General features: G+C 75.3%; 21 protein-coding genes (1 of these 21 only partly in view). 10 read left to right on the top strand and 11 right to left on the bottom strand.

Annotated features, from left to right (window positions below):
* On the top strand, positions 1-1,344 hold the 3' portion of the coding sequence (gene ptsP / locus ACSHWO_RS28275; protein ID WP_438316095.1) for a phosphoenolpyruvate--protein phosphotransferase. 327 nt of this gene lie to the left of the window's left edge; 1,344 of the gene's 1,671 nt are visible here — the last part of the coding sequence; its start codon lies off the left edge, out of view; its stop codon occupies positions 1,342-1,344.
* A gap of 104 nt (positions 1,345-1,448) precedes the next feature.
* Here the strand turns inward: ptsP and ACSHWO_RS28270 are convergent, their stop codons facing one another.
* Positions 1,449-2,441, bottom strand: a complete 993-nt coding sequence (locus tag ACSHWO_RS28270) for a hypothetical protein (RefSeq protein ID WP_438316092.1) — start codon at positions 2,439-2,441, stop codon at positions 1,449-1,451.
* A gap of 63 nt (positions 2,442-2,504) precedes the next feature.
* Entirely contained in the window at positions 2,505-4,499 is a 1,995-nt protein-coding gene (locus ACSHWO_RS28265; protein WP_438316089.1) for an acetoacetate--CoA ligase, read from the bottom strand.
* Positions 4,500-4,708: 209 nt separating this feature from the next.
* On the opposite strand from ACSHWO_RS28265, the gene ACSHWO_RS28260 reads away from it, so the two are divergent.
* Both ACSHWO_RS28260 and ACSHWO_RS28255 read left to right on the top strand, forming a co-directional pair.
* Positions 4,709-7,216, top strand: coding sequence for a glycoside hydrolase family 31 protein (locus ACSHWO_RS28260; RefSeq protein ID WP_438316086.1), 2,508 nt, complete (start codon positions 4,709-4,711; stop codon positions 7,214-7,216).
* 45 nt (positions 7,217-7,261) lie between these two features.
* On the top strand, positions 7,262-7,408 hold the full coding sequence (locus ACSHWO_RS28255; protein WP_438316083.1) for a hypothetical protein: 147 nt from the start codon (positions 7,262-7,264) through the stop codon (positions 7,406-7,408).
* Here ACSHWO_RS28255 and ACSHWO_RS28250 read toward each other — a convergent pair.
* Entirely contained in the window at positions 7,399-7,908 is a 510-nt protein-coding gene (locus tag ACSHWO_RS28250; RefSeq protein ID WP_385805300.1) for an NUDIX domain-containing protein, read from the bottom strand. The genes ACSHWO_RS28255 and ACSHWO_RS28250 overlap by 10 nt on opposite strands.
* Before the next feature lie 29 nt (positions 7,909-7,937).
* Here ACSHWO_RS28250 and ACSHWO_RS28245 point away from each other — a divergent pair, with 29 nt between their 5' ends.
* From ACSHWO_RS28245 to ACSHWO_RS28235, 3 genes are read left to right on the top strand one after another with little or no spacing between them, the layout of a single operon-like run.
* A complete protein-coding gene (locus ACSHWO_RS28245; protein ID WP_438316080.1) occupies positions 7,938-8,627 on the top strand; it encodes a M15 family metallopeptidase in 690 nt (229 codons plus the stop codon).
* 38 nt (positions 8,628-8,665) lie between these two features.
* Complete coding sequence (locus ACSHWO_RS28240) at positions 8,666-9,175, top strand: Zn-ribbon domain-containing OB-fold protein (protein WP_438316077.1); 510 nt, start codon at positions 8,666-8,668, stop codon at positions 9,173-9,175.
* Entirely contained in the window at positions 9,172-10,368 is a 1,197-nt protein-coding gene (locus ACSHWO_RS28235; protein ID WP_438316074.1) for a lipid-transfer protein, read from the top strand. The genes ACSHWO_RS28240 and ACSHWO_RS28235 overlap by 4 nt, the downstream gene beginning before the upstream one ends.
* 234 nt (positions 10,369-10,602) lie before the next feature.
* Here the strand turns inward: ACSHWO_RS28235 and ACSHWO_RS28230 are convergent, their stop codons facing one another.
* The 4 genes from ACSHWO_RS28230 to ACSHWO_RS28215 all read right to left on the bottom strand — a co-directional run bounded on the left by ACSHWO_RS28230 (position 10,603) and on the right by ACSHWO_RS28215 (position 14,962).
* A complete protein-coding gene (locus tag ACSHWO_RS28230) occupies positions 10,603-11,229 on the bottom strand; it encodes a GTP-binding protein (protein WP_361091207.1) in 627 nt (208 codons plus the stop codon).
* Entirely contained in the window at positions 11,210-11,629 is a 420-nt protein-coding gene (locus ACSHWO_RS28225; protein ID WP_361091732.1) for a DUF742 domain-containing protein, read from the bottom strand. The genes ACSHWO_RS28230 and ACSHWO_RS28225 overlap by 20 nt, the downstream gene beginning before the upstream one ends.
* A 79-nt stretch (positions 11,630-11,708) precedes the next feature.
* Positions 11,709-12,146, bottom strand: a complete 438-nt coding sequence (locus tag ACSHWO_RS28220) for a roadblock/LC7 domain-containing protein (RefSeq protein WP_361091210.1) — start codon at positions 12,144-12,146, stop codon at positions 11,709-11,711.
* Positions 12,143-14,962 carry a nitrate- and nitrite sensing domain-containing protein gene (locus ACSHWO_RS28215; RefSeq protein WP_438316069.1) on the bottom strand — a complete coding sequence of 940 codons (2,820 nt, stop codon included), beginning with the start codon at positions 14,960-14,962 and terminating at the stop codon, positions 12,143-12,145. The genes ACSHWO_RS28220 and ACSHWO_RS28215 overlap by 4 nt, the downstream gene beginning before the upstream one ends.
* Before the next feature lie 419 nt (positions 14,963-15,381).
* On the opposite strand from ACSHWO_RS28215, the gene ACSHWO_RS28210 reads away from it, so the two are divergent.
* Positions 15,382-15,861 carry a hypothetical protein gene (locus ACSHWO_RS28210; protein ID WP_438316066.1) on the top strand — a complete coding sequence of 160 codons (480 nt, stop codon included), beginning with the start codon at positions 15,382-15,384 and terminating at the stop codon, positions 15,859-15,861.
* 55 nt (positions 15,862-15,916) lie between these two features.
* Here the strand turns inward: ACSHWO_RS28210 and ACSHWO_RS28205 are convergent, their stop codons facing one another.
* The 4 genes from ACSHWO_RS28205 to ACSHWO_RS28190 form a co-directional block, all read right to left on the bottom strand.
* On the bottom strand, positions 15,917-20,602 hold the full coding sequence (locus ACSHWO_RS28205; RefSeq protein WP_438316063.1) for a hypothetical protein: 4,686 nt from the start codon (positions 20,600-20,602) through the stop codon (positions 15,917-15,919).
* Between the two features lie 75 nt (positions 20,603-20,677).
* Positions 20,678-21,577 carry a hypothetical protein gene (locus tag ACSHWO_RS28200; RefSeq protein WP_385805294.1) on the bottom strand — a complete coding sequence of 300 codons (900 nt, stop codon included), beginning with the start codon at positions 21,575-21,577 and terminating at the stop codon, positions 20,678-20,680.
* The gene (locus tag ACSHWO_RS28195; protein ID WP_438316060.1) at positions 21,574-21,723 is read right to left on the bottom strand and encodes a hypothetical protein; all 150 of its coding nucleotides are present in this window, start codon (positions 21,721-21,723) and stop codon (positions 21,574-21,576) included. Before ACSHWO_RS28195 ends, ACSHWO_RS28200 begins: the two co-directional genes overlap by 4 nt.
* Positions 21,720-23,225, bottom strand: coding sequence for a hypothetical protein (locus ACSHWO_RS28190; protein ID WP_385805292.1), 1,506 nt, complete (start codon positions 23,223-23,225; stop codon positions 21,720-21,722). The genes ACSHWO_RS28195 and ACSHWO_RS28190 overlap by 4 nt, the downstream gene beginning before the upstream one ends.
* Positions 23,226-23,359: 134 nt before the next feature.
* Between ACSHWO_RS28190 and ACSHWO_RS28185 the strand changes: the two genes are divergently transcribed.
* The 3 genes from ACSHWO_RS28185 to ACSHWO_RS28175 are packed head-to-tail and all read left to right on the top strand — an operon-like array spanning position 23,360 to position 25,646.
* Positions 23,360-24,121: a LamB/YcsF family protein gene (locus ACSHWO_RS28185; RefSeq protein ID WP_438319293.1), complete on the top strand. Its 762-nt coding sequence runs from the start codon at positions 23,360-23,362 to the stop codon at positions 24,119-24,121.
* A complete protein-coding gene (locus ACSHWO_RS28180) occupies positions 24,118-24,735 on the top strand; it encodes a 5-oxoprolinase subunit B family protein (protein ID WP_385805291.1) in 618 nt (205 codons plus the stop codon). The genes ACSHWO_RS28185 and ACSHWO_RS28180 overlap by 4 nt, the downstream gene beginning before the upstream one ends.
* Positions 24,732-25,646 (top strand): biotin-dependent carboxyltransferase family protein, encoded by a 915-nt coding sequence (locus ACSHWO_RS28175; protein WP_438316055.1) that lies wholly within the window; start codon positions 24,732-24,734, stop codon positions 25,644-25,646. Before ACSHWO_RS28180 ends, ACSHWO_RS28175 begins: the two co-directional genes overlap by 4 nt.
* Positions 25,647-25,653: the final 7 nt, after the last annotated feature.

Below are 25,653 nucleotides of genomic sequence, written 5' to 3'. Positions count from 1 at the left end.
CGCGACCTGCTCGCGGGGGCCGGGGAGTACATGGCCGGGCGGGTGGCCGACCTGGACGACGTACGCAACCGCATCGTGGCGCGCCTGCTGGGCGTGCCGATGCCGGGCGTACCGGACAGCAACGAGCCCTACGTGCTGATCGCGCGGGACCTGGCACCCGCCGACACGGCGCTGCTCGACCCGTCGCTGGTGCTCGGCTTCGTCACCGAGGAGGGCGGCCCGACCAGCCACAGCGCCATCCTCGCGCGGGCGCTGGGCGTACCCGCGGTCGTGGCGCTGCCGGGCGCCGGCGAGATCGCGGAGGGCACCGTGGTCGCCGTGGACGGCTCGACGGGTGAGGTCTTCGTCGAGCCGAGCGACGAGAAGAAGGCCGGGCTGGAGGCCGCGGCCGCCGAGCGCAAGGCTGCGCTGGCCGCCTCGTCCGGTCCGGGTGCGACGTCCGACGGGCACAAGGTGCCGCTGCTCGCCAACGTCGGCGGGCCGGCGGACGTCCCGGCCGCCGTCGAGGCCGGGGCGGAGGGCGTGGGTCTGTTCCGCACCGAGTTCCTCTTCCTGGACGACGGCAAGAAGGCGCCGTCCGAGGAGAAGCAGGTCGAGTCCTACCGCAAGGTCCTCGAGGCCTTCCCCGAGGGCCGGGTCGTCGTGCGTGTGCTGGATGCCGGCGCCGACAAGCCGCTGGACTTCCTGACGCCGGCCGACGAGCCGAACCCGGCGCTGGGCGTGCGCGGCCTGCGCACCCTGCTGGACCACCCGGAGGTGCTGCGGACCCAGCTGACCGCGCTGGCCAAGGCGGCCGACGGCCTGCCGGTCCACCTGGAGGTCATGGCGCCGATGGTGGCCGACCGGGTCGACGCGAAGGCGTTCGCCGACGCCTGCCGTGCGGCCGGGCTGCAGGCGAAGTTCGGGGCGATGGTGGAGATCCCCTCCGCTGCGCTGCGGGCGCGCTCGATCCTGCAGGAGGTCGAGTTCCTGTCGCTGGGCACCAATGACCTGGCGCAGTACACCTTCGCCGCCGACCGGCAGGTCGGTGCGGTGTCGCGGCTCCAGGACCCGTGGCAGCCGGCGCTGCTCGACCTGGTCGCCATGGCGGCCGAGGCCGCCCGGGCCGAGGGGAAGAGCTGCGGCGTCTGCGGTGAGGCCGCTTCCGACCCGCTGCTGGCCTGTGTGCTGACGGGTCTGGGGGTCACCTCCCTGTCGATGGGTGCTGCTTCGATCCCGTACGTGCGGGCGACGCTCGCCAAGTACACGCTGGCCCAGTGCCGGCGGGCGGCGGCCGCGGCGCGTGCGGCGGACAGCGCCGAGGAGGCGCGGGTCGCCGCGCAGGCGGTGCTGTCCGGCGAGTAGCCGGTCGGTGCATCCGGTTCCGGCGTCGGTGTGACCCCGGTCCGGTCGAGGGGCCTTCGCCGTGCCGGCGGGGGCCCTCGACCGTTCCGTCCGGGTCCGGCCGGCTACCTCGGGCCGTGGTGCGGGTCGGGGCCGTCCACCTCGTATCCCGGGCAGTATTCGACGCCGTGCTCCGGGGCCACGGGTTCCCCGGTGTCGGCGTCGGTGCAGTACGCGTTGAAGACCGCCGCTGCGGAGAGCGCCACCAGGCGGCCCCGGTCGAGGCGCCATCCGTGGACGCGGTCGCCGGAGTCGGCGCCGGTGGTGCGCAGTACCAGTCCCCCGGGGCCACCGAGGGCGAGGCCGGCGGCCAGGACGGTCACGAAGTCGAGGCTCTCGCGTCCGTCGAACCACGGCGTGGCGTCCGAGTCGCCCCGGCCGCCCGGTGCGTCCGGGCCGGGGACGGTGACCGGTAGGTGCCCGGGCGGGGGTGGGGGCGTCTCGGTGTGGAGCACCGCGACGAGCTGCTGGTCCTGGGTGGGGATGCTGCAGACGAGGTGGTGGTGGCCCGGCCCGGCTCCCCGGACGAGCCGGGTGAGCACGTCGGCGGCCCGTTCGAAGGAGGAGCGGCCGATGTCCTCGCCGCAGTCGGCGCAGGTGCCGACGTCGGAGAGCAGCGTGGTGGCGTACTCCCACGTGGCCTGGCGGACGGCCTCGTCCATCAGGAGCGGGACGATCTCCTCGATGGGACGGCCCGTGTAGGGCAGGCCGGGTCCGGTGCCGGCGAGTTCGGCGGTGTAGCGGCTGCGGGATGCGGGGCTGTCCGGGTCGAGGCGCTGCTCGGCGCAGAAATCGGCGTACGCCTCGGGCTCGAAGAGGGCCACGGTCGTGTGGATGCCCTGGGCGGCGAGGGACCTGAGGAGGTCGTCGACGTGGCGCAGGTAGTCCTGGTGGTCGTCGAAGGCGAAGCTGCCGTAGCGGCGCATGGCCGCGAAGTCCCCGGGGTCGGCGAGGAGGCCGACGGTGCCGGGGATCTCGCGGCGCAGCATGCGGCGCTTGGCCGGGCCGCTGGTGCGGTCAGTGGTGGTGTCGCTGGTGGTGTGGTGCGTGCCGGACATGCTTCCCCCCTGGGTGCGCAATCAATTGCTCACCCAGGGTAATCGCGGCCACTGACAGTGACCTCAGGAGCCGTTGCGGGCACCGCTGCGGCTGCGGGCCAGCTCCTCGTAGAAGTGCAGGAGGTCGAGGTCGTCGACCGAGCCCGGGTTGACGGCCTTCTCCATGGGCGTGCCCTGGAGCAGGCGCTTGACCGGGACCTCGATGCGCTTGCCGGTGAGGGTGTGCGGGATGCCCGGCACCTCGATGACCTCGTCGGGCACGTGCCGCGGGGAGAGCTCCTCGCGGATCGTGGCCTTGATGCGGCCGCGCAGGTCGTCGTCGAGGGTGGCGCCCGGCGCGAGGTGGACGAACAGCGGCATCCAGTAGCCGCCGTTCGGCTCCTCCAGACCGATGACCAGCGACTCCTTGATCTCGGGAAGGCGTTCGACGGCCTCGTAGATGTCGGCCGAGCCCATCCGGACGCCCTGCCGGTTGAGGGTGGAGTCCGAGCGGCCGTGGATCACCACCGAGCCGTGGTCCGTGAGGGTGATCCAGTCGCCGTGCCGCCAGACGCCCGGGAACATCTCGAAGTAGCTGTCGCGGTAGCGGCTGCCGTCCGGGTCGTTCCAGAAGTAGATCGGCATGGAGGGCATGGGGTTGGTGACGACGAGCTCGCCGACCTCCCCGCTGAGCGGCTTGCCGGAGGGGTCCCACGACTGCAGGTCCGTGCCCAGGCAGGGGGCCTGGAGCTCGCCGATGTGGACCGGGAGGGTGGGGACGGCGCCGGCGAAGCAGCTGCAGACGTCCGTGCCGCCGCTGACGGAGGCGATCCACAGGTCCTCCGCGACCTCGTCGTGCAGCCAGCGGAAGCCGTCGGGCGGCAGCGGCGAGCCCGTGGTCGCGACGCACTTCACGGCGGACAGGTCGTGGTCGCGCGAGGGGTGGACCCCGGCCTTGCGGCAGGCCATGACGTAGGCGGCCGAGGTGCCGTACAGGGTGGCCCGGGTCCGCTCGGCGATGCTCCACTGGGCGCCGGTGTCGGGGTAGCCGGGGCTGCCGTCGTAGAGGACCACGGTGGTGCCCGTCAGCAGGCCGGATACGAGGAAGTTCCACATCATCCAGCCGGTGGAGGTGTACCAGAAGAACCGGTCCTCCGGCCCGAGGTCGCAGTGCAGGCCCAGCTGCTTGAGGTGCTCCAGGAGGATGCCGCCCTGCGACTGCACGATCGCCTTGGGCAGGCCGGTGGTGCCGGAGGAGTACAGCACCCACAGGGGGTGGTCGAAGGGGACCGGCTCGAACACCGGCTCGGTGCGGGCGGAGGTCAGGTCCGCCCAGGTCAGGGCGCCGTCGGGGGACGGCGTGCCGAGCAGCGGGATGTGCACGACGGCGCGCAGCGAGGGCAGGTCCGCGCGGAGCTCGGTGACGGTGTCGCGGCGGTCGTGCTCCTTGCCGCCGTAGCGGTAGCCGTCGACGGTGAACAGGACGACCGGCTCGACCTGCTGGAAGCGGTCGAGCACGCTGCGGGCGCCGAAGTCGGGGGCGCAGGAGGTCCAGACCCCGCCGACGGCGGCGGTGGCGAGGAGCGCGACGACGGCCTCGGGGATGTTGGGGAGGTAGCCGCTGACCCGGTCGCCGGGGCGCACGCCGAGGGCGCGCAGCTCGGCGGCGAGCGCGCCGACCTGGCCGCGGAGGTCGGCCCAGGTGAGGGGGGTGGTGTCGTGGGTCTCGTCCACGTACAGCAGGGCGGCGTCCTCGGCGCGGGCCGGGTCCTCGGCGGCGCGCAGGGCGTGCTCGGCGTAGTTGAGGGTGGCGCCGGTGAACCAGCGCGCGCCCGGCATGGAGCGGTCCGCGAGGACGGATGCGTACGGGGTGGTGAACCGTACGTCGAACCACTCGGCGACGGCCTGCCAGAAGGTGTCGAGCTCGGCGACGGACCAGGCGTGCAGCGCGGGGTAGCCGCCGTCCGCGGGGGCCCCGTGGTGCTCGGCCGCCCACGCCTGGAAGGCGGTGATGCGGGCCCCGGCGATCCGGTCGGGCCCCGGGGACCAGAGGGGTTCCGGCTGGGTGGTCGAGGTCATGGGTCGGCTCCCGGTCAGTCTGCGGCTCGCGTGGGTGCGCGCGGGGTGTGCGTACCGTGCCATCGCGCGGTGGGTGTGTGCGCGGCGGCACACAGGGACGATGCCATGTGATCCACCTCCGCACCAGAGGTGCCGGGGAGCTCGATGGACGGGTGAACGGAAGCTGAACGCAGCCCGCTGGGTCGGCGGCCGGTGGCAGGGTGATCGGCATGAACGGTCGCGAACTGGTGCGTGCGGTGAAAGAGATCGGTACGGAGCGCGGGCGGCGCGCCTGGCGTTCGGCGCTGCGCCACCGGCGCGCGGACGCGGTGGGACTGCCGCGCCGGGGGCGGGAGCGGGCGCGCGTGCCGGGGCTGCTGACGGGTGCGGAGGCGAGGCCGGGCGGCGGGGTCCTGCGGTTCGCCCGTTCGGAGCTGCTCGTACGGATCGCGGCGGGCGGGGTCGTGTTCTGGAGCTGGGACGGGGCCGCGGCGACGCCCTCGTACGCGGTGGTCGGCGACGGGCCGGAGCCCGACCCCCGGGCCGTGCTGGAACCGGACACCGGCGGCGGGTGGCGGGTGGTGTCGGAGCGGGTCACGGTGGCCGTGTCCCGGCACGGCGCGGTGGAGGTGCGCACACCGGGCGGCGTGGTGCTGCGACGGGAGCGGCCGCCGCGGTGGTGGGAGGCGGAGGGCGCCGCCGGCGGTGGGGCGCGGTGGGCCGTGCGGGCCGAGGTGCCGGCCGACGCCCGGTTCTTCGGACTCGGCGGGCGGGCCTCGGGGCCGAGGCTGCGCGACGGCGCGTACCGGCTGTGGAACACCGACCCCAAGGGCGGCTTCGGCCCCGGCGACGACCCCCTGTACATCACCATGCCGGTGCAGATGGTGGTCGCGGACGCGGGCACCCACCTGGTCTTCCACGACAACCCCTGGGACGGGCGGGTGGTGCTCCGGGAGGGCGCGGAGGGCGCCGGCTCCGGTCCCGACCGGCCGGGGGCGTGCGAGCTGCGCATGGGCGGCGGGCCACTGCGGTGCTGGGTGCTGGTCGGCGCACCGGCCCGGATCCTGCAGGGCTGGTCGGCCCTGACCGGCGCCCCCGCCGTTCCGCCCGCCTGGGCGCTGGGCTACCAGCACGCGCGGTGGGGGTTCGGCAGCGCGGAGGAGGTGCGGCGCGTGGTGTCCGGATACCGGGAGCGCGGGCTCGCGCTGTCGGCCGTGCACCTGGACATCGACCACTACGCGCAGCACCGGGTGTTCACCGTGGACGGCGAGCGGTTCCCGGACCTGCCCGGGCTGGCCCGGGAGTTGCGGGAGCAGGGCGTACGGCTCGTGTCGATCATCGACCCGGCGGTGAAGGTCGGCGACCCGGTGCACACCGCCGGCCGGGCGGTGGGGCCGGCCGGGGCGTTCGTACGGGATGCCCGGGGGGAGGAGGTGCGGGGCGAGGTCTGGCCGGGCGAGTGCGCGTACCCGGACTTCACTGATCCGGCGGTGCGCGAGTGGTGGGGCGGGCTGTACGAGGAGCGGCTGGCGCAGGGGTTCTCCGGGGTCTGGCACGACATGAACGAGCCCGTGTCCTTCGCCCCGTTCGGGGACCCGACGCTGCCCAGGTCGGCCCGGCACGCCATGGACGGGGCCGGCGGGGACCACCGGTCCGGGCACAACGTGTACGCGCTGGGCATGGCCCGGGCCGGGTGGGAGGGTCTGGTCCGGCTGCGGCCGCACGAGCGGCCGTTCCTGTTCTCCCGGTCCGGGTGGGCGGGCATGCAGCGGTACGGGGGCACCTGGTCGGGGGACGTGGAGACCGGCTGGGCGGGGCTGCGGGCCTCACTGGCGCTGGTGCTGGGGCTGGGACTGTGCGGGGTGCCGTACTCGGGGCCGGACGTGGGCGGGTTCGGCGGTTCGCCGTCGCCGGAGCTGTACCTGCGGTGGCTGCAGCTGGGCGCCTACCTGCCGCTGTTCCGGACCCACTCGGCGATCTGGGCGGGGCGGCGGGAGCCCTGGGAGTTCGGGCCCGAGGTGGAGCGCAGCGCCGGGACCGTACTGGCGGAGCGGGAGCGGCTGCGGCCGTACTTCCTGACGTTGGCGCAGCTCGCGCGGCGGACCGGGGCCCCGTACGTGCGGCCGCTGTGGTGGGGGGCGCCCGAGGACCGGGCGCTACGGGACTGCGAGGACGCGTTCCTGCTGGGCGACGCCCTGCTGGTGGCGCCGGTGCTGGAACCAGGCGCCGACCGGCGGGCCGTCCGGCTGCCGCGGGGGCGCTGGTACGACACCGCGACCGGGACGGCGTACGAGGGCCCGGGCCGGATCCTGCTCGACGCCCCGGCGGACCGGATCCCGGTGCTGGCGCGGGCGGGCGCCGTCGTCCCGGTCCGCGGGCCCGGGGGCGAGGGGGTGGCCCTGGAGGCGTGGGCGCCGGAGCGCGGGCGCACGGGGGGCGGGGTGCTGATCCGGGACCCGGGGCCGGGCTTCGGGCCGGGCGAGGTGGAGCGGTACACGGTGCGGTGGGCCGGGGATGCGGTGGTGGTGGAGCACGAGAGCGGGGGGCGGGTCGCGGGGGCTGTGGTGCGAGGGGTGGGCGCGGGTGCCCAGGATGGGGTGGATGCGGATGCGGATGCGGATGCGGGTGCGGGAGTCGGTGCGGGCGCGAGTGGGGGTGCGGGTGTCGGCACTGGCTCGGATGCGACCGGTGCTCTCGCGTACGAGCCCGACTCCGCGGACGATGTAGGTCCGCTATAGGGGCTCGGGGGACCCGCCCGAGCGCGGCGCACCGGCCGTGCCGCAGTGGAGCGGCCGTACGAGGTGGACGCGTGCCAGCTGCTCGCGGTGTGGGCGCTGGTCGTCGCCGCGGGCTTCGTACTGGAACTGCCGGTGCAGGCGGCGGGAGGAACGGCGAGGCCCTGCTCCGCCGTGGCCCCCGCTCAGGTGTAGGTGCCCGCGAACCAGGCTGCGGCTGCGCGCGTGTGGAGGGGGAAGGCCAGTTCGGCCGGGGTGCGCAGGACGTGCCAGCCCTCGGTTTCGGCCGTGGGCGTCGACGGGGGCAGGGTCGTCACCGGGCGCGGCGGGAGGAGGCCGAAGACCAGCAGGTGGCCGCCCGGGGAGCTCATGGCGTCGGCGAGGGTGACGTCCTCGGCGCGGGCGTGGACGCCCGTCTCCTCGCGCAGTTCGCGGACGACCGCCTCGTGCCAGTCCTCGCCGAAGTCCATGAAGCCGCCCGGGAGGGCGATGCCGCCCAGGGCGGGTTCGATGGTGCGGGTGATCACCAGCAGGCCGGTGCCCGCGGTGTCCTCGACGGGCAGCAGGGCGACCGCCACCGGGAGCGGGTTGCGGTAGGTGACGACCCCGCAGGCGCCGCACGTACGGGGCCAGTCGGCGGTGTCGAACAGTGCTCCGCACGTGGAGCAGTGCGAGTCCCTCAGGTGTGGCGGCATCCCGCGATGGTATGCCAAGGGGCATGCGGATGGCGGTGGTTGCGGGGTGCGTGGCGGTGCTGGCCGGCGGGTCGGGCGCGACGGGGTTCGCGGTGCTGGCGGACGTGGATCCGACCATCGGCCAGGACGTCCGGTACGCCACCCCGCACAATTTCACGGGCCGCGCCGTCGACGGCTACGAGGAACCGACGTGCCTGCTGGCCCGGCCGGCGGCCGAGGCGTTGCGCAGGGCCCAGCGGGCGTTGCTGGTGCGGGGGTACTCGCTGCTGGTGTACGACTGCTACCGGCCGCAGCGGGCCGTCGACCGGTTCGTGCAGTGGGCCGCCGACCCGGAAGACCATGGGACGAAGGCCGAGTTCTACCCGCGGGTCGACAAGGCGCGGCTGATCCCGGACGGGTACATCGCCGAGCGGTCCGGGCACAGCCGTGGGAGCACGGTGGACGTGACGCTGGTGCGGCTGCCGCTGCGGCGCGCGGTGGACATGGGGACGCCGTTCGACCTCTTCGACCCGCTGTCGCACACCGACGGCCCCCGCGTTCCGGCCGCCGCGCGGGCCAACCGGCAGTTGCTGAAGCGGGTGCTCGGGGCCGAGGGGTTCGTGAACCTGCCCGCGGAGTGGTGGCACTTCACGTTCGAGCCGGAGGCGTTTCCCGACACCTACTTCGACTTCCCGGTCGCTGTGCGTTCCGTGCGCGGCGTGGCAGACTGCGACTCCTGACGCTCCATCAGATGGTTCTGTGCTGCTCGGGAGGGGTCTTGGAACGCACAGCTGCACCCGTCGTGGACGGGTGGTTCACCGACACCGGAGCGAAGGGCGGCTTCCGGCTGCTCGGCACCCGGTGCTCCGCCTGCGCCGCGGTGTTCTTCCCGCGCGAGGACGCCCACTGCCGCAACCCCCGCTGCCCCGGCGACGGCGAACTGGCCGAGGTGCCGCTGTCGCCGCGGGGCCGGGTGTGGTCGTACACCGACGGGCGCTACCGGCCGCCCGCACCGTACGTGTCCGATCCGGACGTGCCCTGGGAGCCGTACACCCTGGTCGCGGTGGAGCTGGAGGCCGAGGGGATGGTCGTGCTCGGGCAGGGCGCGCCCGGGGTCACGGTCGCCGACCTGGCGGTGGGGATGGAGGTCGAGGTCGTCGGCGGGGTGCTGGAAGGCGACGGCCGGGGTGCCGGTCCGGTCGACGGCCGGGGCGGCGCGGTACCGGGTCCGTACACCACCTGGTGGTTCCGGCCCGTCACCGCAGCCGCAGCGGGCGGTGCCTCGTGAGCGGGGCCGCCGATGTCGCCGTGCTCGGGGCCGGGATGCATCCGTGGGGCAAGTGGGGCCGCGGCTTCGTCGTGTACGGGCGCGTGGCCGCGCGGGCGGCGCTCGCCGACGCGGGGCTGGACTGGACCGACGTCCGGTCCGTCGTGGGGGCGGACACGGTGCGCTCCGGCTACCCCGGTTACGTGGCCGGGGCGACCTTCGCCCGGGCGCTGGGCTGGCAGGGCGCGCGGGTGACCAGCGTGTACGCGGCGTGCGCTTCGGGGGCCCAGGCGATCGGTGCGGCCCGGGCGCAGATCCTCGCGGGGCTCGCGGACGTGGTGCTGGTGGTCGGGGCGGACGCGGCGCCGAAAGGGTTCTTCGCCCCGGCGGGCGGGGACCGGCCGGACGATCCGGACTGGCTGCGGTTCCGGCTGCTGGGGGCCACCAATCCGGCCTATTTCGCGTTGTACGCCCGCCGCAGGATGGCGCTGTACGGGGACACGCCGGAGGACTTCGCCCGGGTCAAGGTCAAGAACGCGGCGGCGGGCGCCCTCAACCCCCTCGCCCGCTACCGCAAGGCGGTGACCGCCGGGGAGGTGGCGGCGTCGGCGGTGGTGGCCGATCCGCTGCGGCTGCTCGACATCTGCGCGACGTCGGACGGGGGTGCGGCGCTGGTGCTGAGCAGCATGGACTTCGCGCGTGCGCGCGGGGTGGCGGACCCGGTGCGGATCCGGGCGGTGTCGACGGTGACTCCGGTGTACCCGCGGACGGTCCTGGACCTGCCGGACATCGCCACCGACGCGCGGACGGGTGCGACGCCGGCGCCGGACTCGTTCCGGGCGTCCATCGCCCGGGCCGCGTACGAGGAGGCCGGTATCGGGCCGGAGGACCTCTCGCTCGCCGAGGTGTACGACCTGTCCACCGCGCTGGAGCTGCAGTGGTACGAGGACATCGGCCTGTGCGGGCAGGGCGAGGGGGCGGCGCTGCTGCGCAAGGGGGTGACCGCGCCGGGCGGCCGGGTGCCGGTCAACTCCAGTGGCGGGCTGGCCTCCTTCGGGGAGGCGGTGCCGGCGCAGGCGATCGCGCAGGTGTGCGAGCTGACGTGGCAGTTGCGGGGTACGGCCGGGGAGCGGCAGGTGCCGGGGGCACGGGTCGGGATCACCGCGAACCAGGGGCTGTTCGGCCACGGGTCGGCGGTCGTCGCCGTACGGTGACGGGCCCGCCGTACGGTGACCGACCTCTCGGCGGAGGGCCCGGCGGGTCGGTACAGGACGTCCGAAACGAGTACTGCGCTCGTGCTTGACGGCCCCCGGCGGCGGGTTCACACTCGCTCCACGGTCTCGCGCGCAGGCCCGGATCCCCCCCCATGAGAGCCGCGGCCCGTACCCCAGTCGGCGGGGGTACGGGCCGCCTGCGCGCGGTGGGCGGCTCCGTACGGCGCCGTGTGCTCAGGTGCCCGCGGGCAGGCTCCGGCGGCGGGCGCGCGCCAACGACATCGCGTGCTCCACGACCCCGACCAGGACGTCCTTGACGGACTCCCGGTCGCGCGCGTCGCACAGCAGCACCGGTACCCCGGGGTCGAGGTCGAGTGCCTCGCGCACGGACACCACCGGGTGGCGGTCGGCGCCGTCGAAGCAGTTGACGGCGACCGTGAAGGGGATCTCGCGGCGTTCGAAGTAGTCCACGGCCGCGAAGCAGTCGGCGAGGCGGCGGGTGTCGGCGAGGACGACCGCGCCGAGCGCGCCCTGGGCCAGTTCGTCCCAGAGGAACCAGAAGCGGTCCTGGCCGGGGGTGCCGAAGAGGTACAGGACCAGGTCCTCGCGCAGCGTGATGCGCCCGAAGTCCATGGCCACCGTCGTGGTGCTCTTGCTCTCCACTCCCCCGGTGTCGTCGATGCCGACGCCGGGCTCGGAGAGGTCCTCCTCGGTCCGCAGCGGTCTGATCTCGCTGATGGCGCCGACCAGGGTGGTCTTGCCGACCCCGAAGCCGCCCGCGACGAGGATCTTCAGGGTCAGTGGCTCGACCGGGGACACGGCGTGCATGGCACCGGTGCGGCTAGAGCGCCCGAAGGCCATCGATCACCTCACGCAGAATGGATTCATCGGGTAGTTCGGCCGGCGGTACCGGCCGGGTCACATGGACCAGTTCCTCGTCGGCCAGGTCCCCGATCAGGACCCGTACGACACCGACCGCGAGGTCGAGTTCGGCCGCGAGCTCGGCGACCGACTGCGGCCGCTCGCGGCACAGGTCGAGGATGTGGCCGTGCTCCGGGGACAGGTTCATCTCCCAGACCGGATCGTCGGCCGCCGGTTCGGCGACGACGAGCGCGATCAGGTCGAGGCGGTGCTGGCCGGCGTGGCTGGTCCGGCCGCGGGTCATCGCGTACGGGCGGACGACCGGGCCGGCTTCGTCGTCGAACCAGTGGGCGTGGGCGGGGTCCGGTGCGGCGCCCGCACCGTGGCCACGGTGATCCATGTAGTCCCCGTGGTTGCTGTGGTTCCCGTGGTCCGGCTGGTCCCGGTGGTCCTGGCCTGGATCGCTCATACGGTCCGTTTCACCCCCCGGCTGGCAGCCCGGAGCGCGGTGCGGTCGACAGGTGGTCGCCCACCCGCTTGACCATCAAGGTCATCTCGTAGGCGACCTGCCCCACGTCGGAGTCGGCGTCGGAGAGCACGGCCAGGCAGCTGCCCTCCCCGGCGGCCATGACGAACAGGAAGGCCTCGTCCAGCTCGACCACGGTCTGGCGGACGCTGCCGGAGTCGAAGTGCCGTCCGACGCCCTTGGCCAGGCTGTGGAAGCCGGAGGCCACGGCGGCCAGGTGCTCGCTGTCCTCGCGGGTCAGGTCCTTGGAGCTGCCGGTGGGCAGGCCGTCCCCGGAGAGGATCACTGCCTTTCGGATGCTGCCGACCCGGTCGACGAGTTCGTCGAGCAGCCAGTTGAGCTGACCGGAGCCGCGGCTCCGGGTGTCGTTTCCGGTCTGCGGTGCGGTCATCGACCGTCCCCCTCGTTCTCGTTCTCGCTCTGGTGCGCAGGACCGGTGGCGGAGCTGGTCCCCGTCCCGGCCTCGTACTGCTGCTGGGCCTGCTGTTCACGGCCCGCCGTCCAGCCTCGCTGGAGGGCGGACATGCGCTTGCGTACTTCCTCGGCGTCCCGGTCGGTCACCGGGTCGGCCGCGGCTTCGGCGGGTGCCGTGCCCCGGTCCTTCCTCAGCTGCGGCGCCAGGCTGGCCTGGCGGATGCGCTTGGGCAGTACGCCGGGGCCGGCGGCTGCCTGGGGCGGCTGGGCAGGTGCCTGCCGGGGGGCCTGCCCGGGATCACCCGCGGGCCGCCCCGGCTGGACCGCGGAGACCGGGCGGGGCTCCACCCGGCGGCCGTGCTCGGCGACGAGCGTCGGAGTGGGGCGGCGGCGCGGCAGGGGCACGGGGCCGGAGCCCCGGGCGCCGTCGGGGCGGGAGCCGCGCAGCGGGTCGGAGCGGTGGCTGTCGAGCCTGACCGGGCCGGTGGGGGACAGCGGCTCCCGTTCGCGGTCCCGGCCCGTCCCCCGGTCGGAATGCGCCCGGTCGGCGGGGTGGAGTCCCAGCAGGGCGCTGCGCGGGGTGCCGCGGGGCGGGGTCTCGTCGTCGAGGGTGGCCATGGCAGGGCTGCCGACGGCGCCGTTCAGCCCGCCGATGCCGGGGGCCGCCCCGTCCAGGGCGGCGGGATCGTCGAGGCCGTCGAGGTCGAGCGCGCCGAGGGGGGCCTCCAGCTCGACGGGGCGGCGGCGGTCCCCGGAGCGCAGGGGCCGGCCGGCGGCGGGGGCGTGCCGCAGGGCCGTCGGGGCGGTGCGGGCGGGCCGCTTGCCGCCGGCGCCGGGCGCGGAGCCGGGCCTGCCGTGCTTGGCGTCGCCGACGCGGAGGCCGGTGCCGTTGGTGTCGGGGGCGTCGGTCAGCAGGGCGGCGGGGAGGAAGACCACGGCGGTGGTGCCCCCGTACGGGCTGGGCTGGAGGACGACCTTGACGCCGTGGCGCTGGGCGAGGCGGCTGACGACGAAGAGGCCGAGGCGGTCGGTGTCGGACAGCTCGAACTCGGGGGTCTCGGCGAGCCGGAGGTTCGCGTCGAGCAGGGCTTCGGGGTTCATGCCGAGGCCGCGGTCGTGGATCTCCAGGGTGAAGCCGTTGGCGACGTGCTCGCCGTGCACCTGGACCGCGGTGTGCGGGGGCGAGAAGACGGTGGCGTTCTCGAGGAGTTCGGCGACGAGGTGGGTGACGTCGGCGACGGCGGGGCCGGCGATGCCGAGGCGCGGCAGTCGGCGTACCTCGATGCGCTCGTAGTCCTCCACCTCGGCGACGGCGGCCCGGACGACGTCCATGAGCTGGACGGGCTTGCGCCACTGCCGGGACGGGGCGGCGCCGGAGAGGATGACGAGGCCCTCGGCGTGGCGGCGCATGCGGGTGGTCATGTGGTCGAGGCGGAAGAGGTCGGCGAGCTCCTCGGCGTCCTCGGTGCGCCGTTCCATGGTGTCGAGCAGGGTGAGCTGGCGGTGCAGGAGGACCTGGTTGCGGCGGGCGAGGTTGACGAAGACCTCGGAGACGCCCTTGCGGAGCTCGGCCTGTTTGACGGCTGCCTCGACGGCCGCGCGCTGGAGGGTGTTGAGGGCCTGGCCGACCTGGCCGACCTCGTCCTTCTCGTATTCGAGGCGGGGGGCCTCGGTCTCCACGTCGACGTGTTCGCCGGCGGCGAGGCGGCGCATGACGGCGGGCAGCCGGACGCCGGAGACCTCGTGGGCCTCCTTGCGCAGCCGGGACAGGTCGCGGACGAGGTCGCGGCCGATGCGCACGGAGAGGACGACGGAGACGAGGAGGGCGAGGAAGCCGATGACGCCGGCGACGGCCGCCTGGAGGAGGACGCTCTTGGCGACGGGCTCGACGCGCTTCTGGTAGCGGTCGCCGGCGGCCGTGCCCATGGTGGCGAGGTCGTCGAGGACCTTGTTCGCGGCCTCGTCCCACTGGGCCGGGGTGATGCTGCGCGGGTTCTTGCCGGCGCCGCCGGCGAGGAACCGTTCCTCCGCGTCGCGCAGGGGCTTGGTCTGGGGGCCGCTCCAGTACTGCTCGAAGATCTCCCGGTCGGTGGCGGGGAGGATGGCGAGGTTGAAGCCGTAGAGCAGGTTCCGGTTGGCGGCGAGGTCCGAGACGTGCCGGAGGTCGGCGGTGGCGACGTTGCGGGCGGCGAGGGCGGAGGCGATGACGGCGTCCTCGCGGGAGAGCGTCTCGCGGGCGCGGGTGATGCCCACGAGGGCGCGGCCCTGCTTGTCCATCTCCACGTTCTCCAGGGCGTGGAGGTTCATGAGGAAGTCGTAGCAGGGGTCGACCAGGCGGCTGTAGAGCTCCAGCGCCTGGTTGGGGTCGAGGGTGTTCTGGTCGACGGAGCGGCGCAGTGCGCCGATGCCGTGGAAGGCGTCGAGGATGGAGTTCAGCCGCTGGGCGGCCGGGGTGGTGAGCTCCTCGGAGACCTCGGGGTCCTTGGCGTTCTTGCTGATGCGGTCGACGAGTTCGTCGGTGGCGGCGCGCCGCTTGGCCAGTTCGGCGGTGGCGGCGGAGGCGCGGGGGTCGCCGATGACGACCAGGGTCTGGCGGCGTTCCTTCTGCAGGACGCGGACGACGTCCTCGATGGGGTAGCCGACCTTGTCGATGACGTAGGCGACGTCGAGGAGTTGGAGCGCCTCGCGGCCGGTGACGACGGTGGAGAAGCTCCAGAGCGCGGTGAGGGAGACGAGCGGCACGAGCAGCAGCGCCACGATCTTCCGGCGGATGGACTTCCCGCGAAGCCGCATGGCCTCCCCAGCCTCCCCCAGCCCAATCCCGCGCAGGGGACTGGTGTTCCGTCGTACAAACGGCGTGAGCCTACTACTGCCGGGTGCGGCCTTCGAAGGCATGTCCGGGCGTTTTCGGCCTGACGCCCGGGCGTAGATCACGAGTTGTCCGATACTTCCGGTCAAGTGCAGCCCGTTATGTGGCAGATGACACTTCGTGGGGTCTAGGTCCCCTCGATGGGACGGATGGCTGGAATTCTTCCTTCCGTCGTCTCGACAGGGGGCGGTGGGGGCCGGCGGAGCGGGAGGAACCACGCGATGCGGGAATCTCTCGGCGTCGTCGTACGTCTACCTGTTCGAGGGGATTCGTCGGGTGGGGGTCGTTCGGCCGGGGGCGGCCGGGTAGACATGACCGGCAGTACGGAGGGGAGGGCGCGGTCATGGGGATCTACGGGGACAGGGACGCGGAAGCGGGAGCGGCGGCCGGGGCGGACGGGGCGAGGAAGCCGCTGTGGCAGGAGGAGCCGGTCGGGCGGCGACGACTGCCGGATCCGGTGCGGGAGTCGGCGGTGCGGGCGGTGTTGATCGTGGCCGTCACCCTGACGGGGGCGACGATCACGTTCTTCCTCACGCTCACCGGCTCCTGGCTGGCCTTTCCGATGGCGCTGGTGTCGATAGCCGGGACCGTCGTGGCCACCTGGTCCGTGCTGGACGTGCTGATCACCCGACAGATGTGGAACCAGCGGCACGGGGTGCTGTCGGAGCCGAGCAGTACGGTGCGCAGCACGCGGCGGGAGGCGCGCCGGGCCCGGCGGGAGGCCCGCTCGGCCGGCCGAATACCGCGGAACGGCAGGCCGCCGGCCGCGTGGCCGTCGACGGCCGGCGACTCCCGCTACGGGGCGCCCTCGGGCCGGGGCTGAGCCGCCGCCCCGCCGCGGACCGGGGAGGCCGGTCCGCGGGCGGGAGCGGGAGCGGTCAGGACGCCGCGGCGCTGCGACGGAACATGCGGGTCGCCGTGATCTCGCCGTGGATCGTCTCGCCCTCGGCGGACGGCTGCGGCAGGCCGGGGCGCAGGTGCTCCTCGACGCTGATGTACTTCAGGCCGGCCCGCAGGTCCGCGTCGTTGCGCAGCCGGATGACCAGCGGGAACTCGGCGAGGGCCGTCGTGTCGAACAGGCCCGTGGTGTACAGCAGCTGGACGCCGAGCGCGTCGGACACGGCCCGCTGGAGTTCCAGCAGATAGGTGGCGTTGGCGCGACCGATGGGGTTGTCGAGGAACAAGGTGCCCGCGTGGCGGTGCTTGTCGCGGCCGCGGTCGTTGCTGCGCAGGGCCGCCATGGTGCAGTAGAGCGCGATCGCGGCGGTCAGCAGCTGGCCGCCGGAGAAGACGTCGCCCATCTGGCCGACGGGCACGCGCTCGGCGCGCAGCACGGCGTCCGGCTTGAGGATCTCCACCGCGATGCCCTTGGGCTCCAGGGCTGCCTGGACGCCGCGCAGCAGCAGGGACATGCCGTCGCGGCGCCCCTCGCCGAACGCGGCGTTCTTCTTGACCGCCGAGCGGGTGGCGTCGTCGATGACCTCGCCGAGGCGTTCGACGAGGGTGGCCTGGTCGGGTTCCTCGAAGCGGATGCGCAGGAACTCCTGGCCGGACCATTCGCCGAGGCCCTCGGGGAGCCGGGAGAGGCGCTGCGCGGAGCGCAGGGTCGCCAGCGCGGACTCCACCAGTCCGCGGAGCCGGTCGACGATGCTGTCGCGGTTGCGTTCCAGCTGTGCGAGCTCGTCGGTGAGGACGCGCAGGCGGGGCGCGAAGGCGGCCGCCCAGGCCGCGGCGTGCTCGGGCAGGGCGGAGGCGGGCAGTTCGCGGATCTGCTGGCGCGCGGGGGTGCGCACCTGCTCGTAGCGGTTCGCGTTGGCGTGCCGGACGAGGATGTCGCTCGCCTCGCGGACGGCGGCCTCGGCGGCGGAGAGGTCGGCGGCCGCGGCGCGCAGGGCGCGGCGGGTTTCGGCGGCCGACTGCCGGGCCTCTTCCAGGGTGCCGGTGTGGGCGGCCGGCTCCTGCTCGTCCTCGTGCGGGGTGTGGTCGCGCAGCTGGTCCCGCAGGAGGGCGGCGGTCTCGTCGAAGCCGCCGGCTCCGTCCTCGGCGGCGCGGTGGGCGCGCAGCAGGTCGGCGTGGGCGGCGCGGGCGGCCTCCACCGCGGCGGTGTGGGCGGCGAGCTGGGCGGTGGCGGTGCGCAGCAGGACCTGTGCCTGTTCGACGTCCTCGGGGATCATCTCCTCGGGCAGGTCGGTGTGGGCGTCGCCGTCGGCGGGGGCGTGTCGTTCGGCTTCGCCGCGGAGCCGGCCGAGCTGCTCGCTGGCCGCGGAGGCGCGGCCCTCCAGCATCTGGACGAGGGCCTCGGCGCGGGCGGCGGCCGCTTGGCGGGAGGGGCCGTCGGCGCCGTCGGTGCCTTCGAGGAGCTGGGCGGCGCGGGTGCGGACCTTGTTGGTGAGGCGGTCGAGTTCGGCGAGGGCAGCGCTCTCGTCGCTCTCGGCGCGGGCCTGTTCGGCGCGCAGGTCGGCGCCGACGCCCACCTTCTCGTAGAGCTGGGAGGCGGCCCGGTAGGCCTCGCGGAGGTCGGGCAGCGGGCGGTGCCCGTCCGGGGCGGCGGTCTCGTCCTCGGGGAGGGATTCGGGGGCGCCGGCGATCTCGGCGCGTTCGGCGCGCAGGGCGCGGGCGGTGCGGCGGGCGTCGTCGGCGGCGCGCTGGGCGGCGCGGCGGTCCTCGTCGGCGGCGCGGGCCCGGTCGAGGCAGATCTCGGCGCGGGCCTCGCACTCGGCGGCCTCGTCGGCGAGTTCGCGGGCCTTGGCCTGCCAGCCGGCGCGTTCGCGCAGGCGGAAGGCGAGGCCGGCGAGGGCGTCGGCGGCGCGGCGGGCACGCTGGGCGGCGTCCTGGCGCTCGTCGCGGACGCGGGCGGCCTCGGCGGAGACCTCCTCGGCCTCGGCGCGGGCGGTGCGGGCCTCGGCGAGTTCGGCGTCGGCCTCCTCGGCGAAGGCGCGGGCGGCGGTGGCCTGCTCGGCGAGCTCGGTGAGGCGGCCGGGCGGGCAACCGGTGCGCCAGGAGGCGAGCCGGGCGGCGAGTTCGCGGTCCCCGGCGAGGCGGGCGGCGAGGTCGCGGATCTCGGTGTCGCGGGCGGTGGCGCGGGCGCGCAGGGCCTGGCGTTCCTCGTCGGCGGCGTGCTCGTCGTGCATGGCCGGGTTCGGCGGGACGATGAAGATGCCGGAGGCGTCCGCGGCGGGGTCGACGCCGGCCGGGGGGACGGGAGCGAGGAGGGCCGCGGCCGTACCGACGGCGACGGTGGAGCGGGGCAGCAGGGCGGCGCCGCCGAGGACCTCGCGGGCCCGGGTGTGGGTGTCGGGGTCGGTGATGATGACGCCGTCGACGAGTTCGGGGCGGGCCGCGAGCACGGCGGCGTGGTCGGCGGGGGCGACGGACTGGGCGAGGTAGCGCCAGCCGGGCAGGGCCGGGATGCCGTGCTCACCGAGGTACTCGACGGTGGCCAGGACGTCGGGGCCGGGCGGCAGGAGGCCGCCGTCACCGAGGGCGCCGAGGATGCGGGCGTCGTCGGCGGCTGCGGTGCGCAGGTCGAAGAGCTGGCGTTCGGCGGAGGTGACGGCGTCCCCGAGGAGGGCGCGCAGGTCCTCGGCGTTCCGGTCGAGGTCGGCGGCGGAGAGTCCGCCGGCGGCCGCGTCGTGGGCCGGATCGGCGTCGGGGGCGGTGGCCGCGGCCGGGGCGCCGTCGGCGCCGCGCGGGCGGGGGACGGTGGCGGGCCGGGCGGCGGACGGGAGGCCGAGGAGTTCGGCGAGGCGGGGGGCTTCGGCCAGGGAGGCGGCGGCCAGCTGTTCGGCGGCGTGGGCGGCCTCGGCGGCGTCGGCGGCGTCCGCGGCCCGGGCGGCGGTGAGTTCGGCACGGGATTCCGCGGCGGCGGCCTCCCGGGCGGTGTCGGCGGCGGTGCGGGCGGCGTCCCGGGCCTCGTCCCAGGCGGCGACGGCGACGGTTTCGGCATCGCTGGCGGCGAGGGCGGCGCGGGCCGGATCGGCGTCGGGGGCGGAGTCGTCGAGCCAGCCGGCGCGGACGGCCTCGGCGGTCTCCTGCTGGACCTCGGCGAGCCGGGCCCGCAGGTGCTCGGCCTCGCTGCGGGCGCGCTGGGCGGCGGTGGCGGCGGCGGTGGCGTCCCGGTGGGCGGCCTCACCGGCGGCCTGGAGGGTGGCGGAGCGCTCCTCCTCCTCGTTGGCGAGGTCCTCGCCCTGTTCGGCGGCGGTGTGCAGGGCCCGTACGAGGGCGGCGGCGGCCGAGGCGCGGGCGGCGAGGGCCGGGGCGGCGTCCCGCTCGGCCTCCAGGATGGCGGCGGCGACGCGGGCGGAGCGGTCGGCGGCGGCGCGGTGGCGCAGCACGGTCTCGGCGGCCTGCCAGGCGGCGTGCAGGGTGCGGGCCTCGAGGAGTTCGCGGCGCTGGGCGGTGGCGGCCTTGTCGGCGACGGTGAGGGCCAGCGAGGCGTGCCGGTAGGCGAGTTCGGCGGCGATGGCGGCGCTGCGGTCGCGGGCGGCTTCGGCGGCGGTCACTCCGTGGGCGGCGCCGGTGACGCGCTGGGCGAGGTCGGCGGCGCGGCCGCGTTCCTGGGCGGCGCGCGCGGACAGCCGGCGGGCGAGGGTGCGGGTACGGCGCTCGGCTCCGGCGTGCACGTCGCGGAGCCGGGAGCGGGTCTCCGCGGCCTCGACGATCTTGGTGAGGAGGTCCACGGAGCCGGCGGTGAAGTCCCGTTCGGCCATCAGCTCGGCGCGGCGGCCGAGCTTGTTGCCGAAGCCGTGGACGAGGTCGGCGAGGCCGTCGGTGTCGCGGGTGTCGGTGACGGCGCGCAGCAGGAGGTCGGTGAAGTCGGAGTCCTTCTTGACCGCGAAGAGGCCCGCGGCCTCGCCCTCGTCGGCGTTCATCTCGCGCTGGTAGCGGAAGAGCTCGGGGTCGAGGCCGAGTTCGGTGAGGTGCTCGTTCCAGCGGTCGTGGATCTCTTCGAAGTACACCTCGAGGTGCGGGTACGTCTTGCCTGCCTCGGTGAGGGCGTCGCGGAAGCCCTTCATGGTGCGGCGGCGGCCCTGGGCTCCGGAGGCGCCCTCGACGGGCGGGCGGACGGCGGTGGCCTCGGCGACGGGCAGGTTGTCCAGGCTGAGGCCCGGGCCGGGGCGGAAGGAGTACCAGGCCTCGGCGAACTTGCGCGGGTCGTTGGAGACCTGGCGGCCGCGCCATTCGCTGACCTTGCCGACGACGACGCATTCGCCGGTCTGGGTGTGCTGCCATTCCAGGGCGACGTGGCCGCAGTCGTCGGCGAGCAGGAACTTGCGCAGCACGCCGGAGCTGGCGCCGCCGAGGGTGTTGCGGTGGCCGGGCAGCATCACCGAGAAGATCAGCTTGAGCAGGACGGACTTGCCGCCGCCGTTCTCCAGGAAGAGCACGCCGGCGGGCGCGGGGCGGCGCGGCGGGCCGGTGGGCTCGTCCTCGAAGAACTCCGCCTGGGTGGGTGCCGGGTGGGGCACCGGATCGCCGACTCCGCGCAGGTCGAGCACGGTGTCGGCGTAGCGTGCGCCGGCGGGCCCGATGGAGTAGAGGCGGATCCGGGACAGCTCGTACATGGCGGCGGGCTCTCGTGGTGTCTGGTGGGTGGTACGGGACGTGCGGTGGGGGCGGGGGCCCGGTGAGCGCGGGGCTCAGGCGTGGAAGGGCAGGCCGGCGTCGGGGGCGAGCTCCAGGTCGTCGCCCTCGGGCGGCGGGAGGAGGCTGGCGGTGCCGTCGCCGACGGGGACCACTCCGAGTTCGAGGAGTTCGGCCATGGCCGCGCTGCCCGCCATGTCTCGGACCTGGAGCTGGTAGCGGGGGGTGGTGCGGTAGGTGCCGCCGGCGTCGTCGCCGGTGCGCTGGAGGAAGCCGGAGTCGGTGAGGAAGGCGGCGGCCTTGCCGACGATGCCGGTGGTCGAGCCGGCGAGGCGCCGGGCGTCCTTGGTGGCGCCGGTGGCGCTGCGGCGGGCGTAGACGCGCCAGGCGGCCTCCAGGCCGGGGGCGTCGCTGGCCGGGTCGGTGTTCTCGCCGGTCTCCTCGGCCCGCTCCTCCAGGCGGCGGCAGGCCTGGCGGACGAAGGCGTCGACGCCGTTGACGGTGACGCGGCCGATGTAGCCGTCGTCGGCGAGGTCCTCGGGTCGGGGGAAGGCGAGGGCGGCGAGAGCGAGGTGGGCGAGGCCGTGCAGGAAGCGGTCGCCGGAGTCGGCGGTGGTGCGGCGGGCGTAGTCGCCCATCCGGACGGCGAAGACGGAGTCCTCGCCGGCGGCGACGGCCATGCCGGCGCGCGGGGACACTTCCAGGACGACGAGCCCGAGGCCGGTGGCGACGGCGTCGGCGAGGCGGCCGAAGGCGGGGTCCTCGCGGTAGCGGCGCAGAAGTTCGGCGTACTCGGCGTCGCGGGCGGGCAGCAGCTTGGGCTGGAGGCCGAAGGCGACGAGCCGGGCCGCGTCCGCGGCGTCGGCGGGGGTCACGTGTGAGCCGCCCGGGGCGGACGGCGCCGTCGGGGCGTCGGCCTCGCTCCACGCGGGGTGCTCGGCGTGGTGGTCGCTCACGGGTACTGCCTCTCGTGGTGTGCGGTGGTGGTGCGGGTGCGCGCGGCGGCGGCGTGCGGCCGGGTCGGGTGCGGGGCGGCGGCGGACGGGGCGCCGGCGCGGGACCAGGCTCCGGCGCGGGACCGGGCGCCCGCGCGGGGGGTCATGCGGCCTCCGTGCGGTCCGCGGTCATCGCGGCGGCGTCGAGCAGGGCGGTGCCGACGATCAGATCGGCGCCGCCGAACTCGGGATCGTCGAGCTCGGTGCCGTCGTCCACCGCGAACAGAAGCTGCTCCTCGCCCTGCCGGTATGCAGTGCCGACGGCCGGGCTGGCGGCGTGGACGGCCAGCAGGGCCACCAGGTACGGCAGCTCCGGGTCGGTGCGGCGGGCCTCGGCGAGCAGCCCGGACAGCCGGCGCGGCGCGTCGGGCGGCAGGGCCAGGAGCTCCGTCGCGGCGGCGAGCTGCTCCTCGCTGAAGCGGCTGTCGTCGGGGGTGGCGATGAGGTCCGGCTCCGGCATCTCCGCGCCGAGGTGTTCCCGTTCGACGGGCGGGGTCAGCAGGATGTCGACCAGGTCGGTGACGCGGACGGAGACGGGGATGCGCTGGCCGGTGCCGGAGGCGAAGAAGGCGTCGGTGACGCGGGTCGCCTCGGCCACGGGGAGCGACAGCAGGGGGGCCACCAGCTGCCCGTACAGGTCGATCCCTGAGGTCGGCGCGGGAGCGGCGAAGGCTTGCCGGTCCTGTTCGGCGCGGAACAGCGGGCCTGCTTCGAGCAGCCGTGACTGGAGCTGGGTGTGGCGGCGGATGCAGTCCTTGACGATGTCGACGAGTTCGGCGGCGCGCCGCTTGTTCTCCGGCTCCTCCGCCTCGTCGCGGACCTTGCGGATGTTCGTCAGGATGGCGTTCTCGTGCCGGTACCGGTCGGCGACGTGGTCGAGGGCCTCGTCGATCATGTCGGGTACGGACTGCAGCCAGTCGACGGCGCGGACGTTGCGCCGGGTCGCCTCCAGGGTGCGGCGCAGGGTCTCGGCGTACTGGACGGTGCGGTAGCGGGCCTGCTCGGCGGCGAGCTGGGCGTCGGCGAGGCGGCCGCGGCTGACCAGGACCTCCAGCTTGACCTCGGCGGCGATCTGCGCGCTGGTGACGTCGGTGTCGAGGGCGCCGACGAGGACGTTGACGGCCTCGTCGGTGGTGCGCAGGTAGACGGCGCCGCCGTAGCCGGGGACCTCTTCGAGGAGTTTGAAGTCGTAGTCGCGGCGGACGTACACGCCGTCGGGGCCGAAGGTGCCGTAGATCGCACGGAAGCCGCGGTCGACGCTGCCGACGTTGATCAGGTTCTCGAGGACCCAGCGGGCCACGCGCTCGTGCTCGGCCGTCGGCCGGTCCGGGGCCTGGGCGGCGATGCGCGGCAGCAGCCGGGCCACTATCTGGTCGTGGTCGGCCCCGGTGTCGAAGTCCATGTGGAGGGTGACCAGGTCGATCGCGGCGAGGGCGACTTCGGCCATCGCGTAGATCCCGTACTCGCCGGCGAGGTTGGCCTTGCGCACGTCGAGGTCGTGGAGGGGGGCGGTGCAGGCGAGCGCGCGCAGCCGCCGGGCCAGGCCCTCGTCGGCGGCCGGGCCCGGCGCCGGGGACGGAAGGGTCTTCGCCGGGGCAGGGAGAGTCACGGACAAAGATTAGGCGCTGACAGGGACAACAGCCCAAACGGCACGGTTCGGCCCGATCGGTCCGGCGCCCGATGGGCCTCCGGACCGGGCGGTCACGGCACTAGGCTCACGCCATGGCTTCCATGATCACACCTCTGATCGATCTCAATGCCGACCTGGGTGAGGGTTTCGGGCGCTGGACGCTCACCGACGACGAGGCCCTGCTGTCCGTCGTGACCAGTGCCAACGTCGCCTGCGGCTTCCATGCCGGGGACCCGTCCATCATGCGGCGGGTGTGCGAGCTCGCCGCGCAGCGGGGGGCGCGGATCGGCGCGCAGGTGTCGTACCGGGATCTGGCGGGCTTCGGGCGGCGGGCGATGGACGTGCCGGCGGACGTGCTGGCGGACGAGGTGGCCTACCAGATCGGGGCGCTGGAGGTGTTCGCGCGGGCGGCCGGCTCCCGGGTGTCGTACGTGAAACCGCATGGCGCGCTGTACAACCGCACCGTGCACGACGCGGGGCAGGCGGCCGCGGTCGTCGCCGGTGTCCGCACGGCGGCCGGGCCGGACCGCGATCTGCCGGTCCTCGGCCTGCCGGGGTCGCTGCTGCTGGCCGCGGCGGAGACGGCCGGGCTGACGCCCGTCCCGGAGGCGTTCGCGGACCGGGCGTACACGCCGGCCGGGACGCTGGTGCCGCGCGGGGAGCCGGGGGCGGTGCTGCACGACGCGGACGCGGTGGTCGCGCGGGCGGTGGCCATGGCCGCCGACGGCGCGGTCGAGGCCGCCGACGGGTCCCGGATCGCGGTGCCGGCGCGCTCGCTGTGCCTGCACGGGGACACCCCGGGCGCGGCCGGGCTCGCCCGGCGCGTGCGGCAGGCCCTGGAGGCGGCGGGCGTACAGGTGGAGGCCTTCACGTGAGGGCCCTGGTGGTGGGCGGCGGGGCGGTGCTGGTCGAGCTGGACTCGGCGGCGGAAGTGGCCGCGCTCCACGCCGAGGTGCTGCGCCGGCGCGCCGCGGGCGCGCTGGGGCCCGTACGGGACGTCGTGCCGGCCGCGCGGACGGTGCTGCTGGACGGGGTGAGGGAGCCGCGGGCGCTGGCGGAGCGGATCGTGCGCTGGGAGGTGCCGCCGCTCACGGAGGCGGAGGGGCCGCTGGTCACCGTCCCGGTCCGGTACGACGGGCCGGACCTGGCGGAGGTGGCCGGGCGGTGGCGGATGCGGGAGCGGGAGGTGGCGGAGGTCGTCGGGTCGGTGGTGTTCCGGGTGGCGTTCTGCGGGTTCGCGCCCGGCTTCGGGTACCTGACCGGGCTGCCGGAGCGCTTCCACCTGCCCCGGCGGGACACGCCGCGCACCGCGGTCCCGGCGGGTTCGCTGGCGCTGGCGGGAGAGTACGCCGGGGTGTACCCGCGCTCCTCCCCCGGCGGCTGGCAGCTGATCGGGACCACGGACGCGGTGCTGTGGGATCCGGCGCGGGAGCCCGCGGCCCTCTTCGCGCCGGGGGTGCGGGTGCGGTTCGAGGAGGTGGCCGGGTGAGCGGGGCGCAGCCGGGGGCGAGGGCGCTGGAGGTGGTCCGGCCGGGAGCGCTGACCACGCTCCAGGACGCGGGCCGGCCCGGATACGCGCACCTGGGGGTGGGGCGGTCGGGCGCGCTGGACGCGGCCGCGTACGCCCTGGCCAACCGGCTGGTGGGCAATCCGCCGGACGCGGCGGTCCTGGAGACCACCCTGGACGGGGTGGGGTTGCGGGCCGGCTCCGCGGGCGCGGTGACGGTGGCGGTCACGGGCGCGCCCTGCGCGGTACGGGTGGCGGGCCGTCCGGTGGCCTGGGGGGCGCCGGTCCGGGTCCCGGCGGGTGCGGAGCTGGAGGTGGGCCGGGCGGAGTCGGGGGTGCGCAGCTACCTGGCCGTGCGGGGCGGCTTCGCCGTGCCGCCGGTCCTCGGCAGTCGCTCGACGGACCTGCTGTCGGGGCTGGGGCCGGCCGTGCCGGCGGCCGGGAGCGTACTGCCGGTGGGGCCGGCCGGGCCGGATCCGCTGGGCGGGGCGGACGTCGTGCCGGCGCCGGGGGCTCCGGCGGAGCTGGTGCTCCCGCTCGGGCCGGGCCCGCGGGCGGACTGGTTCGAGCCGGCCTCGCTGGCCGGGCTGTGGCGTTCGGTGTTCCGGGTGTCGGCGCGGTCGAACCGGATCGGCCTGCGCACCGAGGCGGGCACCCCGCTGGTCCGCTCCCGCGGCGGGGAGCTGCCGAGCGAGGGCATGGTGCTGGGCGCCGTGCAGGTGCCGCCGGACGGGCTCCCGGTGGTGTTCCTGGCCGACCATCCGGTGACCGGTGGCTACCCGGTGGTGGGCGTGGTCCCGCCGGGCCCGGCCCTGGACGCCGCGGCGCAGGCCCGGCCGGGTGTCCCGGTGCGCTTCACGCAGTGCCGCGGGGGCCTGCGCGGGGGCCGGTGAAACGCTC

Source organism: Streptomyces pallidus (ex Mingjun et al. 2026), from assembly GCF_051550185.1.
In the GTDB taxonomy this organism is placed as follows: domain Bacteria; phylum Actinomycetota; class Actinomycetes; order Streptomycetales; family Streptomycetaceae; genus Streptomyces.
This window is presented reverse-complemented; position numbering and strand designations above follow the sequence as displayed.

What these genes read in the sequence shown, in the direction of transcription:
- ACSHWO_RS28270 (WP_438316092.1), bottom strand. Translation starts at nt 2,441, where the DNA reads ATGTCCGGCACGCACCACACCACCAGCGACACCACCACTGACCGCACC.
- ACSHWO_RS28265 (WP_438316089.1), bottom strand. Translation starts at nt 4,499, where the DNA reads ATGACCTCGACCACCCAGCCGGAACCCCTCTGGTCCCCGGGGCCCGAC.
- ACSHWO_RS28260 (WP_438316086.1), top strand. Translation starts at nt 4,709, where the DNA reads ATGAACGGTCGCGAACTGGTGCGTGCGGTGAAAGAGATCGGTACGGAG.
- ACSHWO_RS28250 (WP_385805300.1), bottom strand. Translation starts at nt 7,908, where the DNA reads ATGCCGCCACACCTGAGGGACTCGCACTGCTCCACGTGCGGAGCACTG.
- ACSHWO_RS28245 (WP_438316080.1), top strand. Translation starts at nt 7,938, where the DNA reads ATGGCGGTGGTTGCGGGGTGCGTGGCGGTGCTGGCCGGCGGGTCGGGC.
- ACSHWO_RS28230 (WP_361091207.1), bottom strand. Translation starts at nt 11,229, where the DNA reads ATGGCCTTCGGGCGCTCTAGCCGCACCGGTGCCATGCACGCCGTGTCC.
- ACSHWO_RS28225 (WP_361091732.1), bottom strand. Translation starts at nt 11,629, where the DNA reads ATGGATCACCGTGGCCACGGTGCGGGCGCCGCACCGGACCCCGCCCAC.
- ACSHWO_RS28220 (WP_361091210.1), bottom strand. Translation starts at nt 12,146, where the DNA reads ATGACCGCACCGCAGACCGGAAACGACACCCGGAGCCGCGGCTCCGGT.
- ACSHWO_RS28215 (WP_438316069.1), bottom strand. Translation starts at nt 14,962, where the DNA reads ATGCGGCTTCGCGGGAAGTCCATCCGCCGGAAGATCGTGGCGCTGCTG.
- ACSHWO_RS28210 (WP_438316066.1), top strand. Translation starts at nt 15,382, where the DNA reads ATGGGGATCTACGGGGACAGGGACGCGGAAGCGGGAGCGGCGGCCGGG.
- ACSHWO_RS28205 (WP_438316063.1), bottom strand. Translation starts at nt 20,602, where the DNA reads ATGTACGAGCTGTCCCGGATCCGCCTCTACTCCATCGGGCCCGCCGGC.
- ACSHWO_RS28195 (WP_438316060.1), bottom strand. Translation starts at nt 21,723, where the DNA reads ATGACCCCCCGCGCGGGCGCCCGGTCCCGCGCCGGAGCCTGGTCCCGC.